The sequence below is a fragment of the Gordonia polyisoprenivorans genome, from assembly GCF_017654315.1.
Taxonomy (GTDB): Bacteria; Actinomycetota; Actinomycetes; order Mycobacteriales; family Mycobacteriaceae; genus Gordonia; species Gordonia polyisoprenivorans_A.
Map to the genome: position 1 here is coordinate 4,330,850 of NZ_CP072203.1, position 16,650 is coordinate 4,347,499.

General features: G+C 67.9%; 16 protein-coding genes. 8 read left to right on the forward strand and 8 right to left on the reverse strand.

What is annotated here, in order from left to right:
* Positions 1–14 precede the first annotated feature (14 nt).
* The 3 genes from J6U32_RS19545 to J6U32_RS19555 form a co-directional block, all read right to left on the reverse strand.
* A complete protein-coding gene (locus tag J6U32_RS19545; protein ID WP_425324076.1) occupies positions 15–662 on the reverse strand; it encodes an HNH endonuclease family protein in 648 nt (215 codons plus the stop codon).
* Positions 663–738: 76 nt separating this feature from the next.
* On the reverse strand, positions 739–3,141 hold the full coding sequence (gene recG, locus J6U32_RS19550; RefSeq protein ID WP_208791767.1) for an ATP-dependent DNA helicase RecG: 2,403 nt from the start codon (positions 3,139–3,141) through the stop codon (positions 739–741).
* Positions 3,141–4,772, reverse strand: a complete 1,632-nt coding sequence (locus J6U32_RS19555) for a DAK2 domain-containing protein (protein ID WP_208791768.1) — start codon at positions 4,770–4,772, stop codon at positions 3,141–3,143. The genes recG and J6U32_RS19555 overlap by 1 nt, the downstream gene beginning before the upstream one ends.
* Positions 4,773–5,192: 420 nt before the next feature.
* Between J6U32_RS19555 and rpmB the strand changes: the two genes are divergently transcribed.
* The 3 genes from rpmB (at position 5,193) to bluB (ending at position 6,944) form a co-directional block, all read left to right on the forward strand.
* Positions 5,193–5,384: a 50S ribosomal protein L28 gene (rpmB, locus tag J6U32_RS19560; protein WP_006370596.1), complete on the forward strand. Its 192-nt coding sequence runs from the start codon at positions 5,193–5,195 to the stop codon at positions 5,382–5,384.
* A 110-nt stretch (positions 5,385–5,494) separates the two neighbouring features.
* On the forward strand, positions 5,495–6,307 hold the full coding sequence (locus tag J6U32_RS19565; RefSeq protein ID WP_208791769.1) for an enoyl-CoA hydratase/isomerase family protein: 813 nt from the start codon (positions 5,495–5,497) through the stop codon (positions 6,305–6,307).
* Positions 6,288–6,944, forward strand: coding sequence for a 5,6-dimethylbenzimidazole synthase (bluB, locus tag J6U32_RS19570; protein ID WP_208791770.1), 657 nt, complete (start codon positions 6,288–6,290; stop codon positions 6,942–6,944). The genes J6U32_RS19565 and bluB overlap by 20 nt, the downstream gene beginning before the upstream one ends.
* Positions 6,945–7,123: 179 nt before the next feature.
* On the opposite strand, the gene J6U32_RS19575 is transcribed toward bluB, so the two are convergent.
* From J6U32_RS19575 to thiL, 3 genes are all read right to left on the reverse strand, one after another.
* Positions 7,124–7,804, reverse strand: a complete 681-nt coding sequence (locus J6U32_RS19575) for a uracil-DNA glycosylase (protein ID WP_006370593.1) — start codon at positions 7,802–7,804, stop codon at positions 7,124–7,126.
* A 2-nt stretch (positions 7,805–7,806) separates the two neighbouring features.
* Positions 7,807–8,328, reverse strand: coding sequence for a gamma carbonic anhydrase family protein (locus tag J6U32_RS19580; protein WP_208791771.1), 522 nt, complete (start codon positions 8,326–8,328; stop codon positions 7,807–7,809).
* Between the two features lie 77 nt (positions 8,329–8,405).
* Positions 8,406–9,503, reverse strand: a complete 1,098-nt coding sequence (thiL, locus tag J6U32_RS19585; protein WP_208791772.1) for a thiamine-phosphate kinase — start codon at positions 9,501–9,503, stop codon at positions 8,406–8,408.
* Between the two features lie 161 nt (positions 9,504–9,664).
* On the opposite strand from thiL, the gene J6U32_RS19590 reads away from it, so the two are divergent.
* Both J6U32_RS19590 and J6U32_RS19595 read left to right on the forward strand, forming a co-directional pair.
* A complete protein-coding gene (locus J6U32_RS19590; protein WP_208791773.1) occupies positions 9,665–9,910 on the forward strand; it encodes an Lrp/AsnC ligand binding domain-containing protein in 246 nt (81 codons plus the stop codon).
* A gap of 96 nt (positions 9,911–10,006) precedes the next feature.
* Positions 10,007–10,645 carry a DUF3515 domain-containing protein gene (locus tag J6U32_RS19595; RefSeq protein WP_208791774.1) on the forward strand — a complete coding sequence of 213 codons (639 nt, stop codon included), beginning with the start codon at positions 10,007–10,009 and terminating at the stop codon, positions 10,643–10,645.
* Between the two features lie 19 nt (positions 10,646–10,664).
* Here J6U32_RS19595 and J6U32_RS19600 read toward each other — a convergent pair whose 3' ends face one another.
* Positions 10,665–11,672, reverse strand: a complete 1,008-nt coding sequence (locus J6U32_RS19600) for an NAD(P)H-dependent glycerol-3-phosphate dehydrogenase (protein ID WP_208791775.1) — start codon at positions 11,670–11,672, stop codon at positions 10,665–10,667.
* 129 nt (positions 11,673–11,801) lie between these two features.
* Between J6U32_RS19600 and cofC the strand changes: the two genes are divergently transcribed.
* The 3 genes from cofC to J6U32_RS19615 all read left to right on the forward strand — a co-directional run bounded on the left by cofC (position 11,802) and on the right by J6U32_RS19615 (position 15,837).
* Positions 11,802–12,602, forward strand: a complete 801-nt coding sequence (gene cofC, locus J6U32_RS19605) for a 2-phospho-L-lactate guanylyltransferase (RefSeq protein ID WP_244332175.1) — start codon at positions 11,802–11,804, stop codon at positions 12,600–12,602.
* A gap of 7 nt (positions 12,603–12,609) precedes the next feature.
* A complete protein-coding gene (locus J6U32_RS19610; RefSeq protein ID WP_208791777.1) occupies positions 12,610–14,793 on the forward strand; it encodes an RNA degradosome polyphosphate kinase in 2,184 nt (727 codons plus the stop codon).
* A 105-nt stretch (positions 14,794–14,898) separates the two neighbouring features.
* Positions 14,899–15,837 (forward strand): NUDIX hydrolase, encoded by a 939-nt coding sequence (locus J6U32_RS19615; protein ID WP_208791778.1) that lies wholly within the window; start codon positions 14,899–14,901, stop codon positions 15,835–15,837.
* Between the two features lie 185 nt (positions 15,838–16,022).
* On the opposite strand, the gene J6U32_RS19620 is transcribed toward J6U32_RS19615, so the two are convergent.
* Positions 16,023–16,622, reverse strand: a complete 600-nt coding sequence (locus J6U32_RS19620; RefSeq protein WP_006371035.1) for an HU family DNA-binding protein — start codon at positions 16,620–16,622, stop codon at positions 16,023–16,025.
* Positions 16,623–16,650 lie beyond the last annotated feature (28 nt).

Consider the following 16,650-nt stretch of genomic DNA (forward strand, 5'->3'; position numbering starts at 1 on the left):
AACAGGATAGGTCTTCAACAGGAATCGAGTACCTCGGTGAGCACCCGCCGGCTGGCCGCATCGACGGCCAGCCGGTAGGTGTCGGCGACCGCGACGAACGCGATCGCATACCGGCAGTGGAATGCCCGCAGCGGCGGCATCCACACGGCGGGTTCGCCGTCACTCTTGGCCTGATTGGATGCGGCATCGACCGCGACCAGGTTGGCGGGGTCGTTGGCGAACTCGACGCGACGCTGCGCCGGCCATGACCACGCACCCAGGTCCCACGAAAGCGACAGCGGCACAATGTGATCGATCTGTACGGAAAGTGCGGAGCGGTCCCGGCGGAAGACCACGGTCGCACCGGTGTAGGGGCTGCGGAACTCGCCGGTCAGCACGGCCCTCGGACAACTGCGTATGGGCCCGACGGTGACGTCGGACAGATCACGCGCCAGGATGTCGTTTCGGGTGTCGCAGCCGTTGTGTCCGCCGGTGACCGAGACCGCGTCGGTCCATGCCGCACCGAACGCCGATCGTTGATAGTCGTCGCGATCGGGTCGGTGCGCCACCACCGTCATCGCGGCCAGCGAGTGCAGGGCACGGCGGGCATCGGCGTGCACGGCCTCATCGGGCGACGGTCGGTCCAGATGTACGGTCACCGCGACGCCCACCGCGGTGGCCACCACTACGAGAAGGAGTACCCAGCGGCGCAGCGGCCAGGTGACCGCTGCAGGTGCGAGGAGCCGACCGGCCCGTCCGTTACGACTTTTCCAGGTAAGCGATCTTGTCCGGTACCAGGATCGCGTCCACCAGAGCACCCATCGCAGGGTGGTCGGCCAGTGTCCGGTCCGCAGCGATGATCTCTTGCGCGAAATCCCGTGCGTCGGCGATGATCTCGGCATCGTCGAGTAGCGACAGGAAGTGCAGTGACGTCTTGCCGCCGGACTGCAGCGAACCGAGGACATCACCCTCCCTTCGCTGTTGGAGATCGATCTGGGCGAGCTCGAATCCATCATTGGACGCAGCGACCGCCCCGAGTCGTTCCATCGACTTCGAACCCGGCGACACCCTGGTCATCAACAGGCACAGGCCGGGTAGGCCACCGCGGCCCACACGTCCGCGCAACTGATGCAGCTGACTGACCCCGAAGCGTTCGGCGTCGACGATCACCATCGTCGTCGCGTTCTTCACGTCGACGCCGACCTCGATGACCGTCGTCGACACCAGGATGTCGATCTCACCCCGGCCGAACGCATCCATCGTCTCGGCCTTCTCGTCTGCCGGCATCCGTCCGTGCAGCATCGCGATCCGATGCCCACCGAGCGGACCCGCGAGCAGTTCGTGGAACTGATCGATCACCGCGACGGTCTCCTCCTCGGGCCCGTCACCGTCGGCGTCGGCAGCGCGTGCGGGCTTGCGGCCCTTGCGCGCTGTCGACTTCTTCGGCGCTGCCTTCTTCGGCGCCGGCGCATCGGGATCGTCGCCGATGCGTGAGCACACCACGTAGACCTGACGATGCGCGGCAACCTCCTCGTCGACGCGCTCCCAGGCCCGTTCGACCCACCGTTGCTTACCCATGGGCACGACGTTGGTGGTGATCGGTTGACGACCGGCGGGCAATTCGGTGAGTACCGAGGTGTCGAGATCACCGAAGGCGGTCATCGCGACGGTGCGCGGGATCGGTGTTGCCGTCATGACCAGCACGTGCGGTGCGACGCCGTCGCGGCCACGTCCGCGGAGGGTGTCGCGCTGCTCGACACCGAACCGGTGCTGCTCGTCGACGACGAACATGCCCAGATCGAAGAAGCTGACGTTCTCCTCGAGCAGGGCGTGGGTGCCGATCACGATGCCCACCTGCCCGGTGACGACGTCGAGGAGGGTTTCGCGCTTGTCCTTGGTCTTCATCGATCCGGTCATCAGTGCGAGTTGGGTGGCACCGTCTGCGGCGCCGAGCCGCCCGGCCGAGGCCAGATCGCCGAGCATCGCCGAGATCGTTCGATAGTGCTGGGCGGCAAGCACTTCGGTGGGCGCGAGCAGTGCGCACTGGTGGCCGTTGTCCACGACGCGCAGCATCGCGAGCAACGCCACCAACGTCTTGCCCGAGCCGACCTCGCCCTGCAGGAGCCGGCTCATCGGCTCTCCGCGACCGAGGTCGGTGCCGATCTCCTCGCCGACAGCCTGCTGTCCGGTCGTCAGTGTGAACGGCAACCGGGCGAGCAGTTGATCTTCGAGGCCCCCCGGCACGCGCGGGCAGATCGGGGCGCTGTCGGTGCGACCGGCGAGCCGCCGCTGCGCGAGAACCAGCTGGATCGCCAGTGCCTCATCGAATTTCATGCGTTCACGGGCTGGGCGGATCTCGCCGTCGGCCTCGGGCAAATGGACCGAACGCACCGCGTTATCGGTACGGATCAGCGACCGTTCGCGACGTTGCGCGTCGTCGAGGGCGTCGGGCAGGGGCCCGACGAGGTCGAGGACACGCCGGATGGCGCTCCAGATCTCCCATGTCTGACAGGTACTCGTCGCCGGATACATCGGAATGATCGACCGATCAAACAGTGCAAGCATCGGATTGGGCGCCGAGGGATCGGATTCGCTTGCGGCGCGTTCTATCTCGAACATCTCCGCCATCATCGGGCTGCCGATGACCTTCTCCGCGTCGTCACCGTCCTCGGGCAGCGCCAGCCACTGCGGATGCGTCAGTTGCGGGCGGCCCTGGAAGAACTTGACCGTCCCCGCCAGCATTACCCGGGTGCCGATGGTGAGCGCGCGCGCGACGCTGTAGGGATTGAAGAAACTCACCTCAAAGCTTCGCTTTTCGTCCATCACCGCCAGCCGCAGGATTTTCCCCGGACGCGACTTCATATTCGCCATGTTCGCCTTGGTGACCCGGCCGACGATGCTGACCCACTCCCCCTCCTCGAGTTCCTCGGAGGCTGATGGCTGGCCGCGTCGCACGTAACGGCGCGGCGCATGACGGAGTAGTTCGCCGACGGTCGAGATCCCCAAGCTCGCCAGACCCGCGGCCGTTTCCGGGCCGAGGACACCGGTCAACTCGTCGGACAGCGTGACCGTCGCGGGGGTCACCGACGGAACCGTGACGGCGTCGTCCGTCGCCGCCGGGGTACGTCCGGACCGACCGGTCGAGGTGCGCCTGGCCGCCACTACTCGATCCCGACCTGGATCAGGTCGTCGCCCTGACCGGTGGCGTACACGCTCAACTCGATACCCGCATAGTTGCGCCGCACATGCTCGGCCAGCCTGTCCAGTGCGGCGTCGTCGACCTCCGAACCCGCGAGCACCGTCACCATCTCGCCACCGGTGGCCAGCATCAGGTCGAGAAGTGCGGTCGCGGCCTCGGTCTGATCCGGGGCGATCACGAGCACGTCGGAACCGATGAGGCCGAGAATGTCGCCGATCTCGCAGGTGCCGGCCAGGGTCATCATGCGGCCCTCGGCGAGGCGCAGCGACCCCCATCGGGCACCGGCCGCGGCCTCGGCCATCGCGTAGGCATCGGCGTCGGCGGACTCACCCGGATCGTGCACTGCCAACGCGGCCAGGCACTGGGCCATCGACAGCGTCGGCAGTGACACCACCGACCGCTGCTGCGATCGGACGACGGCGGCGACGGAGACGAGATCCTGGCTGGTCATCGCACCATTGGCCATGACGATGACGTGCGCGGCATCGGTGTCGCGGATCGCCTGCGCCAGCGCGTCGGTGCTCACCCCGTCGTCGGCGCGCACCACCGCGGCGCCCGCGTCGGCGAACAGGGCGGCGGCTCCCTCCCCCTTGACCACCGCGACGATGGCCCGCTTGTATCGGGGCGGCGGTTCGGCGGAGTCGACCTGAGACCGGATCGCGTCGAGGGCGAAGCAGCTGATCCGGATGTCCGACATCTGCCCCGCGGCCAGACCTGCCTGCACCGCCTTGCCCGGCTCGCACGTGTGGACGTGCACCGAGAACCGCTCGCCGTCGCCGCTGGAGCTGTCGCCGACGATGACGACGGCGTCGCCGATGCGGTCGAGTTCGTCGCGCAGGGCACCGATGTGTTCGCCCGCGGCGCCGTCGAGCAGGTACATCACCTCGAAATCCATCTCCGAGGACCCCGAACACGTCGCATCGTCGGGATGGCCCGGACGTCCACCGCCCATCAGCGAACCCCGGTAGCGTCGTCGCCGTGCCGACACCCCGGTGATCACCGCGACCAGCGAATCGAGCAACACCAGGAATCCGCGCGCGCCCGCGTCGACCACCCCGGCGGAGGCCAGCTCGGGCAATTGATCGGTGGTGCGGTCGAGAGCTTCGGCGGCGCGGTCGGCCACCGCACGCACGAGATCGCCCGGCAGGTCGTCGGCGTGGGCGGCCGCAGTCGTCGCGGCCACCGAAATGACGGTCAGGACCGTCCCCTCGCGCGGCTCGCTGACCGCGCGGCGGGCGGCGAGCCCGGCCAGACGCAGGCCCGCGCTCGCGAGATAAGACAGCGACAACTCCCCAGGGGCCGCGACCTCGACGGCGTCGGCCACCCCGACGAGGACCTGCGAGAGGATGATTCCGGAATTGCCCCGCGCGGCGGCCACCGCGGCGTCGGCGAGTGCGCGGGCCACCGCTGCGATGTCGGCATCGTGGGGCAGGGCCGCGGCGGCATCGGCGGCGGCGCGCATCGTGTAAGCCATGTTGCTGCCGGTGTCGGAATCCGGGATGGGGAAGACGTTGAGGTCGTTGATCTCTCCGCGCGCCGCCTCGAGCCCGTCGGCGCTCGCCGCAGCCCAGTCACGCAGCAGCGCCGGGCTCATCGTCTGTGTAGTACCCCCGTGCGCCATGCTCCCGTGCGCTGCAGCCCCCTCGCCGCCCACACCATCGGTCATGCCACCATCGAACGCCGCCACGACCACCTCCCACCGACAACGCGCGTCCTCGACCCGCGCGAGCACCGAATCACCGCAGCTGCCGGCGTCGCCGACAACTGTGGTCGAGGTTACTCGCGAGGACCGACGGTGTCGGACGGGACTCCGCAGGGCCGGGACTCCCTACATCGCCGCCATGGGAGTCCGGCACGGATTTGGTCGGCGACGGCCGGGCCCGCTATCCTTACACGGTTGCCTTGCCGCCACCGTGGCTCCGGTATATGGCGCGCGCTGTCGTCGCGCCCGTTCGGAGCTTTTGACGGCGGGCTGACCGAGAACCACACACCACTCACCCCCGAGGAGTTCGTTATGGCTGCCGTCTGTGACGTCTGCGGCAAGGGTCCGGGCTTCGGCAAGTCCGTTTCGCACTCGCACCGCCGCACCAACCGCCGGTGGAATCCGAATATTCAGTCGGTCCGCGTCGAGGTCGCCCCGGGTAACCGGAAGCGCAAGAACGTCTGCACCTCCTGCCTGAAGGCCGGCAAGACCTCCCTGGTCTGACCGACATTCGGGTCGTACGACCTGCGACCGTCGGCGAGCAGACCCGACCCACCGAGCGAACGCTCGGGCCGGGGTCGGGTCTTTTTCGTGTCCCGGCTAAGGTGACGGACATGACTGCCACCCCCGACGCCACAGGCCCCTCTCCCGTGACCCAGGACGGCGCCGTCCTGACCATTGCCGTCTCGAGCCCCTCGGCCGGCAACCCCCTCGACGACACCGCGCTCGGCGAGGCCACCGCGGCACTCAACGAGATCTCCCGCGGCGAGCGCGAGGTCGGCGCGATCCTCCTCACCGGTCCCGGCGCCAATTTCTGTGCCGGCGGCAATGTCCGCGCTTTCGCCGACGCGCCGGACCGTCCGGCCTACCTCCGCGAGGTCGCCGACAACTTCCATGCCTTCGTTCTCGCACTCGCCGGTGCCGACCGCCCCGTCGTCGCGGCCGTGAAGGGGTGGGCCGCCGGTGCCGGCCTGAGCATCGTGCTCCACGCCGACATCGCGATCGGCGGAACATCGACGGCTCTGCGACCCGCATACGGCGGAATCGGTCTGACCCCCGACGGCGGCATGTCCTGGACCCTGCCGAGGGCGGTCGGGGCCGCCCGCGCTCGCGAGATCATCCTCACCAACCGCGTGATCCGCGCCGAGGAAGCGCTCTCGATCGGCATCCTGTCCCGGGTCGTCGACGACGACGCGATCGCCAAAGAGGCCGAGGCGGTGGCGCAGACCCTCGCCGCCGGGTCGCGCGCTGCACTGTCGGCCGCCCGACGTCTACTCACCGCGTCGGCGACCACGTCACTGCCGGAACATCTTCTCGTCGAGGCCCGGTCGATCTCCGAGCGCAGTGGTGAGCCCGAGGGGATCGAGGGAGTCGACGCCTTCATCGCCAAGCGAAGCCCGGATTTCGTTGCCGCACGCAACAACTGACACCGCCGCCGAGTTCGGCCCGGACTTCCGCGACGATCTCGATCGATTGTTCGCCCTTCGGCGTGATGTCCGCCGGTTCCGTACCGACCCGATCGATGCGGACCTGCTCGACACGATCCTGCATCGCGCCGAATTGTCTCCGTCGGTGGGCAACTCGCAGCCGTGGCGATGGGTCGAGGTGCGATCACCGCGGTGCCGTGGACAGATCCGGGAGAACTTCGCGCGGTGCAACGCCGACGCACTGGACGGCTACGATGGCGAACGTGCCCGGCTCTACGCCGGGCTCAAACTCGCCGGGCTCGACGACGCCCCGGTCCACCTCGCGGTGTTCACCGATCATGAACTGCCCCAAGGGCATGGTCTCGGGCGTGCCACGATGCCGGAGACGCTCGACTACTCGACGGTGGCCGCCGTCACCGCGCTGTGGCTCGCCGCGCGGTCACACGGCGTCGGCCTCGGATGGGTCTCGATCCTCGACGCAGCCGCCGCGCACCGCACGCTCGAGGTGCCCGACACCTGGTCACTCACCGCCTACCTGTGCCTCGGATATCCCGAAACCACCACGGAGGTCCCCGAACTCGAGCGGGTCGGCTGGCAGGAACGTACCGATCCGGCCGCGCGGCGCTTTTCCCGCTGAGTTGCCGGCGTCGGGACGACGGCCCACACCCCGCCGACAGCGCTCAGATTTCCGCCGACAGCACTCTCCCCGACGCCGACGGCGCTCATCCCCGACTGCGCCGGGCGCTGTCGGCGAAATATCGGGCGCCGTCGGCGAAACGAAGGGCGCTGTCGGCGAGGTCTGGGGCGCTCGGACGCTCAGGACGGCAGGCGCCAGTCGACCGGCTCGCCGCCGAGGTCCTCGAGTTCGGCATTGGCGCGGCTGAAGGGCCGTGACCCGAAGAAGCCTCGACTCGCCGACAACGGCGAGGGGTGCGCCGAGACGATGGCCGGGACGTCGGGCATCCACTGCTGCAGGCCCGCTGCGTCACGCCCCCACAGAATGGCCACCAGCGGTTCGTCCCGGTCGACGAGCGCCTTGATCGCGCACTCGGTGACCTTCTCCCAACCCTTTCCGCGGTGTGAGGCCGGTTCTCCGGGCGTCACGGTCAATACGCGGTTGAGCAGCAGGACACCATTGCGTGCCCACGGCGTCAGGTCACCGTTGGCCGGGCGCGGGTAGCCGAGGTCCTCGCAGTACTCGGTGTAGATGTTGGCCAGCGACCGTGGAATCGGCGAAACCTCCGGCGCCACCGAGAAACTCAGACCCACCGCATGCCCCGGTGTGGGATAGGGGTCCTGGCCGACGATGAGTACTCGAACATCGTCGAAAGGACTGGTGAAGGCGCGCAACACATTCTGTCCGGCGGGCAGGTAACCACGCCCCGACTCGTTCTCGGCGCGCAGGAACTGCCCCATCTCGGTGATGACGTCGGCCACCGGTTCCAGTGCGTGTGCCCAACCGGGGTCGAGGAGTTCGGCAAGTGGCTTGGGCGCCATGATCAGTCGAGCCTCCGTAGCGATGACCGGTAGTGCTGGGCGTTCTGGAAGTACATCTCGACGTTCATCTCGAGATGTCCGGGCGGCACCTGGTATCCCTCACGCACTTTCGCGGGGATGCCCAGCACCATGCGGTGTGCGGGCACCTCGGCATCGAAGGGGACCACCGCACCGGCTCCGACGATCGCACCCGCTCCGATCGTGGAGCCGTTGAGCACCACCGAACCCGAGGCGATCAGCACATCGTCACCGATGGTCGAGCCCTCGATGTGGGCGTTGTGGCCGACGACGCAGCCCGCACCGATGACGGTGGGATGGATCGGCGTGCAGTGGATGACGGTTCCGTCCTGGATGTTGGTGCGGCGACCAATGGTGATCGTGCCGTAGTCACCGCGCAGCACCGCTCCGGGCCACACCGAGACGCCGTCGGCGAGGGTCACCGCGCCGATGACGGTCGCATCGGGATGGACGTAGACGTCCTCCCCCAGTTCCGGTTCTCGGTCGTCGAGCGCGTAGATCGCCATGGGGGTGATCTAATCACCGCACCGACTCGTCGCCGTCCGCCACCCCGCGAATATGTCCGTGGCGAGCACCGGCCGCCTCACCGATCGAATGCGCGCCACCCGCTGAGCCCGACGATGTCGTCGCCGTCGATCGTGACGCGGGCCGGTCCTTCTCGCACCTCACCGATCTCGGTCCACCCCGGCGGCACCGCGCCGGGTGCGAACGACGCCAGCAGTTCGTGGTCCTCGCCACCGGTCAGCGCCCAGGTCCGCGCGTCGGCACCCAGCAGGGCAGCGACCTGGTCCACCTCCGCACACCTGGGCACCGCATCTCCGGTGACGGCCAGCGACACTCCTGAGGAGGTGGCCATGGTGCGGAGTTCTTCGACCAGACCGTCGGAGACGTCGGTCATGGCATGGGCCCCTGCGCGTGCGGCCCGAACGCCCTGGGACAGATCCGGCGCCGGCAACAGGAATGCCGAGACCACGCTCGCGCGCGGATCGCTGTCGCGCTGCCACCGGCGCATCGGCGCGACGCCGGATCGGGAGGCGACCGCGAGCCCGGCCGCCGCCGATCCCAGCGGACCGCTGACCGCGAGCACATCGCCGGCCCGCGCCCCGGACAACGTCACCGGCGCCAGTCCGTCGAGGGCTCCGACCGAGGTGATGCTCACCACGATCTCGTCGGCCGCCACGAGATCACCGCCGAGCACCCGCGCCTCGAGCCGGTGCGCCGCATCGACGATGCCGGCGTTCAGATCGGCCAGCCAGCCGACCGTGGTGTGCGGCGGACAGGCCAGTGCCACAACCACTCCGGTCGTCCGGCCGCCCATCGCCGCGATGTCGGCAGCACTCTGCACGACGGTGCGCGCACCGATCTGCGCGGCACCGGACCATTCGAGCCGAAAGTGACGCCCCTGCACCGCGGTGTCGGTGCTGATGACGGTCGGCCCGACGTCGAAAACGGCCGCGTCGTCGCCCGATCCGATCACGATGTCGCTGCCGGAAGACGATTCGGGCCCGTGTGCGACGGCTGTGGTGAACATCGCGATGATCGCCCGCTCCCCCACCTCGCCGAGCGTTCCGGACCTGTCGACCGCCGACCGATCGACCCCGTACCGGTCAGCACCGTGCCCGCCGTCACCGTGCTGATCACCACCGTGGTCGGGCCGACCACCGAGGGGCTCGGTGACCACCTGGAACTCCCCTCCGTTGCGGTGCCGACTCGCCACCTCCGGGGTTGTCAGCGACAATGTGTCCCAGCAGTGTAGTGGTTCGGGCCTTGTGAGCCCGATCGCCGCGGCACCGCCTGCGGGGTCATCAGCCCGATTCCCGCGACGTGGCATATGTGGAGAGGATGGCCGTGGTTCAGGCTTACATACTGATCCAGACCGAGGTCGGACGAGCGGCGCTGGCCGCGGCGACCATCGCAGAGATCTCGGTGGTCGCCGCGTCAGAAGAGGTCAGCGGACCGTACGACGTGATCGTCCGGGTGGACGCCGCCGATGCCGCACATCTGCGCAACGACGTGGTCCCGCAGATCCAGAAGGTCGACGGAATCACCCGAACCCTCACCTGCCCGGTGGTGACCGCCGCGCACTGACACGGATCGGCCGGGGCCCGACGGATCAGCACGGGCCCGACGGATCGGCACGGGCAGGCGCGGGGCGCGAGCCCGGACACCGTTAGGGTGTGGCGTGTGAGTAGCCCGGAAGACGCAGCAGGCGACGAGCCCGACACACCCGGGCCCGACAAACCCGAGCCCACCGAGACGACCACCGGCGAGAAGACCACCGGCGAGCCCGATCACGCCCGATACGAGGGCGGCTCGGGCCCACGACTGAGTCCAGCGCTGATCGCCACGCTCGTCACCATCCCGATCATGGTCATCGTCGGATTCATCACGTATGCGGCCCTCAAGTCGTCGGATCAGCCACAGACGCCGGTCGATTCGTATGCGGCGGCCGCCTCCGCCGACGCCGGTCGCTGCGCGCCGCTGATGGCCGCGCTTCCGGAGTCGTTCGAGGGATTCGGCACCAAGCAGGTCAGCGGTGACACCGCGACGTGGAAGGGTTCCGACGGCGGCGACCCGGTGACCGTGCGCTGTGGCGTGGATCGGCCGAGTGAACTCGCCCCGTCGAGTCGACTGCAGACGGTCAACGGTGTGCAGTGGTTCATCACCGACACGATCGAGAACCGCGGGCAGGCCTACGTGTGTGTCGATCACCGACCCTACGTCGCGCTGTGGGTCCCGGTCAGCGGCGGCAACTCCTCGATCACCGACGTGTCGGCGGCCATCGGGCGCGTATTGCCTACCGGGCCTTTGGATTTCGGATGATCACCGACCCGGTCGCGCCTCAGTCCCGGTAGACCTCCGGCTTGGTGGTGCGGCCGAGCAACGACGCCACCGCGTCGGCGACCGACATCCCCGAGTGGCATACACCGTGGACCGCATCGGTCAGCGGCATCGACACCTCGTGCCGTTCGGCGAGCGCACGCACCGAGGTACACGACTTCACGCCTTCGGCGACCTGTCCGTTGGTGGCGGCCTGCGCCTGTTCCATCGTCGCGCCCTCGCCGAGTCGCGCACCGAAGGTTCGATTGCGCGACAACGGGGATGAGCACGTCGCCACCAGATCACCGATACCGGCCAGACCGGCGAGGGTCTCGATGTGCGCGCCGACGGCGACACCGAGCCGGATCGTCTCGGCCAGGCCACGGGTGATGATGGTCGCCAGGGTGTTCTGTCCGAACCCGACACCGCTGGCCATCCCACACGCCAATGCGATCACGTTCTTCACCGCGCCACCGATCTCGCAGCCGACGACGTCGGTGTTGGTGTAGGGACGGAAGTAGCCGGTGTTGAAGGCGCTCTGCAGTGCTTGTGCGCGCTGTTCGTCGCGGCACGCGATCACCGTCGCCGCCGGCTGTCCCTCGGCGATCTCCCGCGCGAGGTTGGGACCGGTCAGCACCGCAATCCGATCCTCGGGCAGGTCGCCGACCTCGGCGATCACCTCACTCATCCGCATCAACGAATGCGTCTCGATCCCCTTCGCCAGCGACACCAGTGTGGCGTCCGAACCGAGGTGCGGCTTCCACGCGGTCAGGTTGTCGCGCAACGACTGCGACGGCACGGCGCACACGACGATGTCGGCGCCGGGCAACACCTCGTCGAGATCAGTGGAGGCCCGGAGTTGCTCAGGCAGGGCGATGCCGGCGAGGTAGTCGGGGTTGGTGTGCTCGGCATTGATGGTCTCGGCGAGCTCGGGCCGCCGGGCCCACAACACGGTGTCGGTTCCCGCATCGACCAGAACCTTCGCCGTTGCCGTCCCCCACGACCCGGCACCCATGACCACCGCGCGCACGTCCACTCCCCTTCACCGTTCGATTGTGGCCTTCACCCTAGCCCGCAGCCGATGCCGATCCACGGCGATTGGGGTGTCCGGTGGGCACGCGGTCGCCACCGACTCTGCCGCGTCGTCCATCATGGGAGCGTGGGAGGCGAGCACAGCAACGATCACGCGCAGACGCCGGCGGTTGCCGCCGTTCTGGTCGTCAAGCACCTCCGCGCCGCCAAGACCCGTCTCGCCGCGTCCCGCCTCGCACCGTCGGTGACCCGCCGGGCGGCAGCGCCGGCACTGCCGGCCACCCGGATCGGTGAGCACGGCGAACTGGTGTTGTCGATGCTGCTCGACACCCTGGCGGCGGTGCGATCGGCAGGGCTCGCCCCGATCGTCGTGGTCAGCCCCGACGACGACGTCCTGCGCGCCGTCGATGCCGCCGGAGCGAGAGCGCTGCCGGAGATCGCCCGGCCCGACTCGTCTCTGAATCACGCCTACGCGCAGGGGACGCAGTGGATTCAAGCGCGTCACCGCGAGGTTCGTCGCGTACTGATGGTGCAGGCCGATCTGCCGGCCGCAGACGCGGCGAGCATCCGTGCGGTCCTCGACGAGTGTGCCGAGGTCCCCTATGCACTGATCACCGACGCCGGCGGTGACGGAACCGCGCTTCTGCTGCGTCCCGCCGACGATGATCGACTGCCGCGCTTCGGGATCGGCTCGGCCGCGGCTCATCGCGCCGACGGGGCACTCGAGATCGATCCGGCGCACCGGCGGTGGCCTGATCTGCGCACCGATGTCGACACCGCGGCCGATCTCGAGGCCGCGGTCGCACTGGGCGTGGGAGATCACACGCGCGCCGTTCTCGGTCTCGACGGCCCGATCGCGCGTGTGCGGCGGCGTGGCGAACCCGAGCCCGGCAGTGAGGCTGCGGCTCGCCGGACCGATGCGTCATGATTGAACGGTGAGCCCCGCAGACGACACCTCGACCCAGCCACTCACCGCGATCCCCGGCGCACCGCCGGCCGCCACCCTGGCACCAGACGAATCGGCCGATCTGCCCGAGGACCGCTATCTGAATCGCGAACTCAGTTGGCTCGACTTCAATTCGCGTGTGCTCGCTCTCGCCGAGGACACCTCGTTGCCGTTGCTGGAGCGCGCGAAGTTCCTCGCGATCTTCGCCTCCAACCTCGACGAGTTCTTCATGGTTCGGGTCGCTGGGCTCAAACGCCGCGACGAGACCGGTTTGTCGGTGCGGTCCGCCGACGGCCTCTCGCCCCGGGAGCAGTTGCTGCGGATCGCCGGGCGCACTCAGACCCTGGCCGACCGGCATGCGCGCGTGTTCCTCGATTCGGTGCGACCCGACTTGGCGGCCAACGGAATTCACGTGGTGTCGTGGTCGGAGCTCGATGCCGATCAGCAGAAGCGGATGGTGGAGCACTTCCACGAGCAGGTGTTCCCGGTGCTCACCCCGCTCGCCGTCGATCCGGCCCATCCGTTCCCCTACATCTCCGGTCTGTCGCTGAATCTGGCAGTGACGGTGAAGGACACGAACGAGGGCGGTGAGCACTTCGCGCGAGTCAAGGTGCCCGACAACGTCAATCGTTTCGTCCGCGTCGACCAGCTCGCCCCCGGGTCGGCGGTGGCCGACGGCCGCGGCCACCACCCCGCCGTGCTGTTGCCGATGGAGAACCTGATCGCGGCGAATCTGGAACATCTGTTCCCGGAGATGCAGATCGTCGAGCATCACGTCTTCCGGATCACGCGCAACGCCGATTTCGAGGTCGAGGAGGACCGCGACGAGGATCTGTTGCAGGCCCTCGAACGCGAACTCGCCCGTCGTCGTTTCGGTTCACCGGTGCGTCTCGAGGTCGCCGACGACATGAGTGAGCACATGCTCGAGCTGTTGCTGCGCGAACTCGACGTCAATCCGGCCGACGTCATCCAGGCACCCGGATTGCTCGATCTGTCCTCGTTGTTCGAGATCTACGGGCTCGATCGTCCACACCTGAAGGATCGTCCGTTCGTTCCCGCAACGCATCCGGCGTTCGGTGAACGCGAGACACCCAAGAGCGTGTTCTCCACGCTGCGCGAAGGCGACGTGCTCGTCCATCATCCCTATGACTCGTTCTCCACCAGCGTTCAGCGCTTCATCGAGCAGGCCGCTGCCGATCCGCACGTGTTGGCGATCAAGCAGACGCTGTACCGCACGTCGGGTGATTCACCGATCGTCAACGCGCTCATCGACGCCGCCGAGGCGGGTAAGCAGGTCGTTGCGCTTGTGGAGATCAAGGCGCGTTTCGACGAGCAGGCCAACATCAAGTGGGCGCGCCAGCTCGAGCAGGCCGGCGTCCACGTCGTCTATGGTCTGGTCGGCCTGAAGACGCACTGCAAGACCTGTTTGGTGGTGCGTCGTGAGGGTTCGACGATCAAGCGCTACTGCCACATCGGGACCGGCAACTACAACCCGAAGACCGCCCGGCTGTATGAGGACGTCGGGTTGCTCACCGCCGCACCGGATATCGGCGCCGACCTGACCGATTTGTTCAACACGCTGACCGGTTACTCGCGCAAGACCGAGTACCGCAACATCTTGGTCGCCCCGAACGGCATCCGTTCGGGAATCATCGAGCGGATCGATCGGGAGATCCTCGCTCATCACAAGGGCGACGAGCGTGCGCGGATTCGCTTGAAGGCCAACGCGCTCGTCGACGAGCAGGTCATCGATGCGCTGTATCGGGCCTCGCAGAGCGGGGTCCCGGTGGAGATCGTGGTGCGCGGGATCTGCGCACTGCGACCGGGGATGCCGGGGGTCAGTGACAACATCGTGGTGCGCTCGATCCTGGGGCAGTTCCTGGAGCATTCGCGCATCATGCATTTCGGCGCGCAGGACGAGTACTGGATCGGCAGCGCGGACATGATGCATCGCAACCTCGATCGTCGGATCGAGGTGATGGTGCAGGTGCGCGATGAGCGACTCACCGGTGAACTCGGCGACATCTTCTCCTCCGCTCTGGACCCGCGAACCCGGTGTTGGGTGCTGCATTCCGACGGGAGCTGGGTGGCTTCCCCCGCCGCGGGTGAAGAGGTGCGCGATCATCAGCGCCAGATGATGCGGCGGAATCGCCGCCGGGACTCGGGCGCATGATCCAGCCGGGGTGGGTCGACACCGTCCGGTAACCGTGGTCGGTTACGATCGCCCGCGTCCCAAGGGTTCACGGGTGTCGACAAGAGCAGAGGTGTAAACGAGGCGATGTCCAAGTCGGGCAAGTCGGATTCACAGGGGAACGCTCCCGTGAAGACCATTTGGGCGGCCGGTGGTGTGTTGTGGCGCCGATCGAAGGGGACGGTGCAGATCGGGGTGGTGCACCGGCCACGGTATGACGATTGGACGTTGCCCAAGGGCAAGCTCGACGCGGGTGAGACGCTGATCGATGCCGCTGTTCGGGAGATCGATGAGGAGACCGGGCATGTGGTGCGCCTGGGTCGGTTGCTGACGACGGTGTCCTACGATCTGCCGCACGGGCGCAAGCATGTCCGCTACTGGTCGGCGGAGTCGGTGGGTGGGCACTTCGAGGCCAATCATGAGGTCGATGAGCTGGATTGGTTGTCGACGGAGCAGGCGGCGGATCGTCTGAGCTATCGGTTGGATCGTTCCGTGCTGGAGGAGTTCATGCGGCTGCCCGTCGAGCTCACGACGTTGCTGCTGGTGCGGCATGCGCGTGCGGGCAGCCGTTCTCGGTATCGGGGGGAGGATCGGATGCGTCCTCTCGACGCCGTCGGTCGTGAGCAGGCGCAGGCGCTGGTGCCCTTGCTGGCGGCGTTCGGGGTGAGCGAACTACACAGTGCGAATCCGGTGCGTTGCGTCGAGACACTTGCTGCCTTCCGAAATCGCCTCGGGGGCACCATCATCGAGGAGCCTGCGTTGTCGGAAGCGGCGTATGCCGACGATCCGGCGCCGGCTCGTGAGCGGATTCGGGAGCTCGCGGAGCCCGGGGACGGGCGGGTGCGCGCGGTCTGCAGCCAGGGCAAGGTGATTCCGCCACTGATGCAGTGGTGGGCCGAGCACGATGGTCTGACGTTGCCGAAGGCACGCAACCGCAAGGGAAGTGTGTGGGTGCTCTCGACACGTGCCGACGCTCTGGTGGCGGCCGACCACATCGATTCCCCACTCCCGCGGCTCGATCACTGAGCCGAAGGCGACTCGCACCACTGAGCCGAAGGCGACTCGCACCACTGAGCCGAAGGCGACTCGCACCACTGAATCTTCCCCGACTCGTCGATGGCGGGGCCTCACACAGTAACTCACCCCTGACGAGGGAAGGTCGTCAGGGGTGAGTGCGATCGTGGTCACCCGGGTGTGACCGGGCTGCGGGCTCAGCGCCGGGTGGTCTTCTTGGCGGGAGCCTTCTTTGCCGCGGTCTTCTTGGCGGGAGCCTTCTTTGCCGCGGTCTTCTTGGCGGGAGCCTTCTTTGCCGCGGTCTTCTTCGCTGCAGTGGTCTTGGCCGGAGCCTTCTTGGCTGCGGTCTTGGTTGCAGTGGTCTTGGCCGGTGCCTTCTTGGCCGCGGTCTTCTTGGCGGGAGCCTTCTTTGCCGCAGTCTTCTTGGCCGGAGCCTTCTTGGCTGCAGTCTTCTTCGCGGCGGTGGTGGTGCCCGCCCCGCTGCCGCGCTTGACGGCCGGACCGGTCGCCGAGAGCTTCTGCTTGCCGGCGACGACAGCCTTGAACTGTGCACCCGGACGGAACGCCGGAACCGAGGTGGCGCGGACCTTCACGGTCTCACCGGTACGCGGGTTGCGTGCGACGCGCGGTGCGCGACGACGCTTCTCGAAGACACCGAACCCGGTGATGGTGACACTCTCGCCGCGGTTCACCGCGCGGACGATGGTGTCGACGATCAGCTCGACCGCTTCGGTCGCGGTCTTGCGATCAGCGTCGAGCTTCTTGGTCAGCTCATCGATGAGCTCTGCCTTGTTCATTGATATACCTCCGCAAGCTGTTCTGGCC

Excerpts from the sequence above, each read along its gene's own strand:
- J6U32_RS19580 (WP_208791771.1), bottom strand. The coding sequence starts at position 8,328 with ATGGCGATCTACGCGCTCGACGACCGAGAACCGGAACTGGGGGAGGAC.
- J6U32_RS19590 (WP_208791773.1), top strand. The coding sequence starts at position 9,665 with ATGGCCGTGGTTCAGGCTTACATACTGATCCAGACCGAGGTCGGACGA.
- J6U32_RS19620 (WP_006371035.1), bottom strand. The coding sequence starts at position 16,622 with ATGAACAAGGCAGAGCTCATCGATGAGCTGACCAAGAAGCTCGACGCT.
- J6U32_RS19615 (WP_208791778.1), top strand. The coding sequence starts at position 14,899 with ATGTCCAAGTCGGGCAAGTCGGATTCACAGGGGAACGCTCCCGTGAAG.
- J6U32_RS19575 (WP_006370593.1), bottom strand. The coding sequence starts at position 7,804 with ATGGCGCCCAAGCCACTTGCCGAACTCCTCGACCCCGGTTGGGCACAC.
- J6U32_RS19555 (WP_208791768.1), bottom strand. The coding sequence starts at position 4,772 with ATGAGCCCGGCGCTGCTGCGTGACTGGGCTGCGGCGAGCGCCGACGGG.
- rpmB (WP_006370596.1), top strand. The coding sequence starts at position 5,193 with ATGGCTGCCGTCTGTGACGTCTGCGGCAAGGGTCCGGGCTTCGGCAAG.
- J6U32_RS19565 (WP_208791769.1), top strand. The coding sequence starts at position 5,495 with ATGACTGCCACCCCCGACGCCACAGGCCCCTCTCCCGTGACCCAGGAC.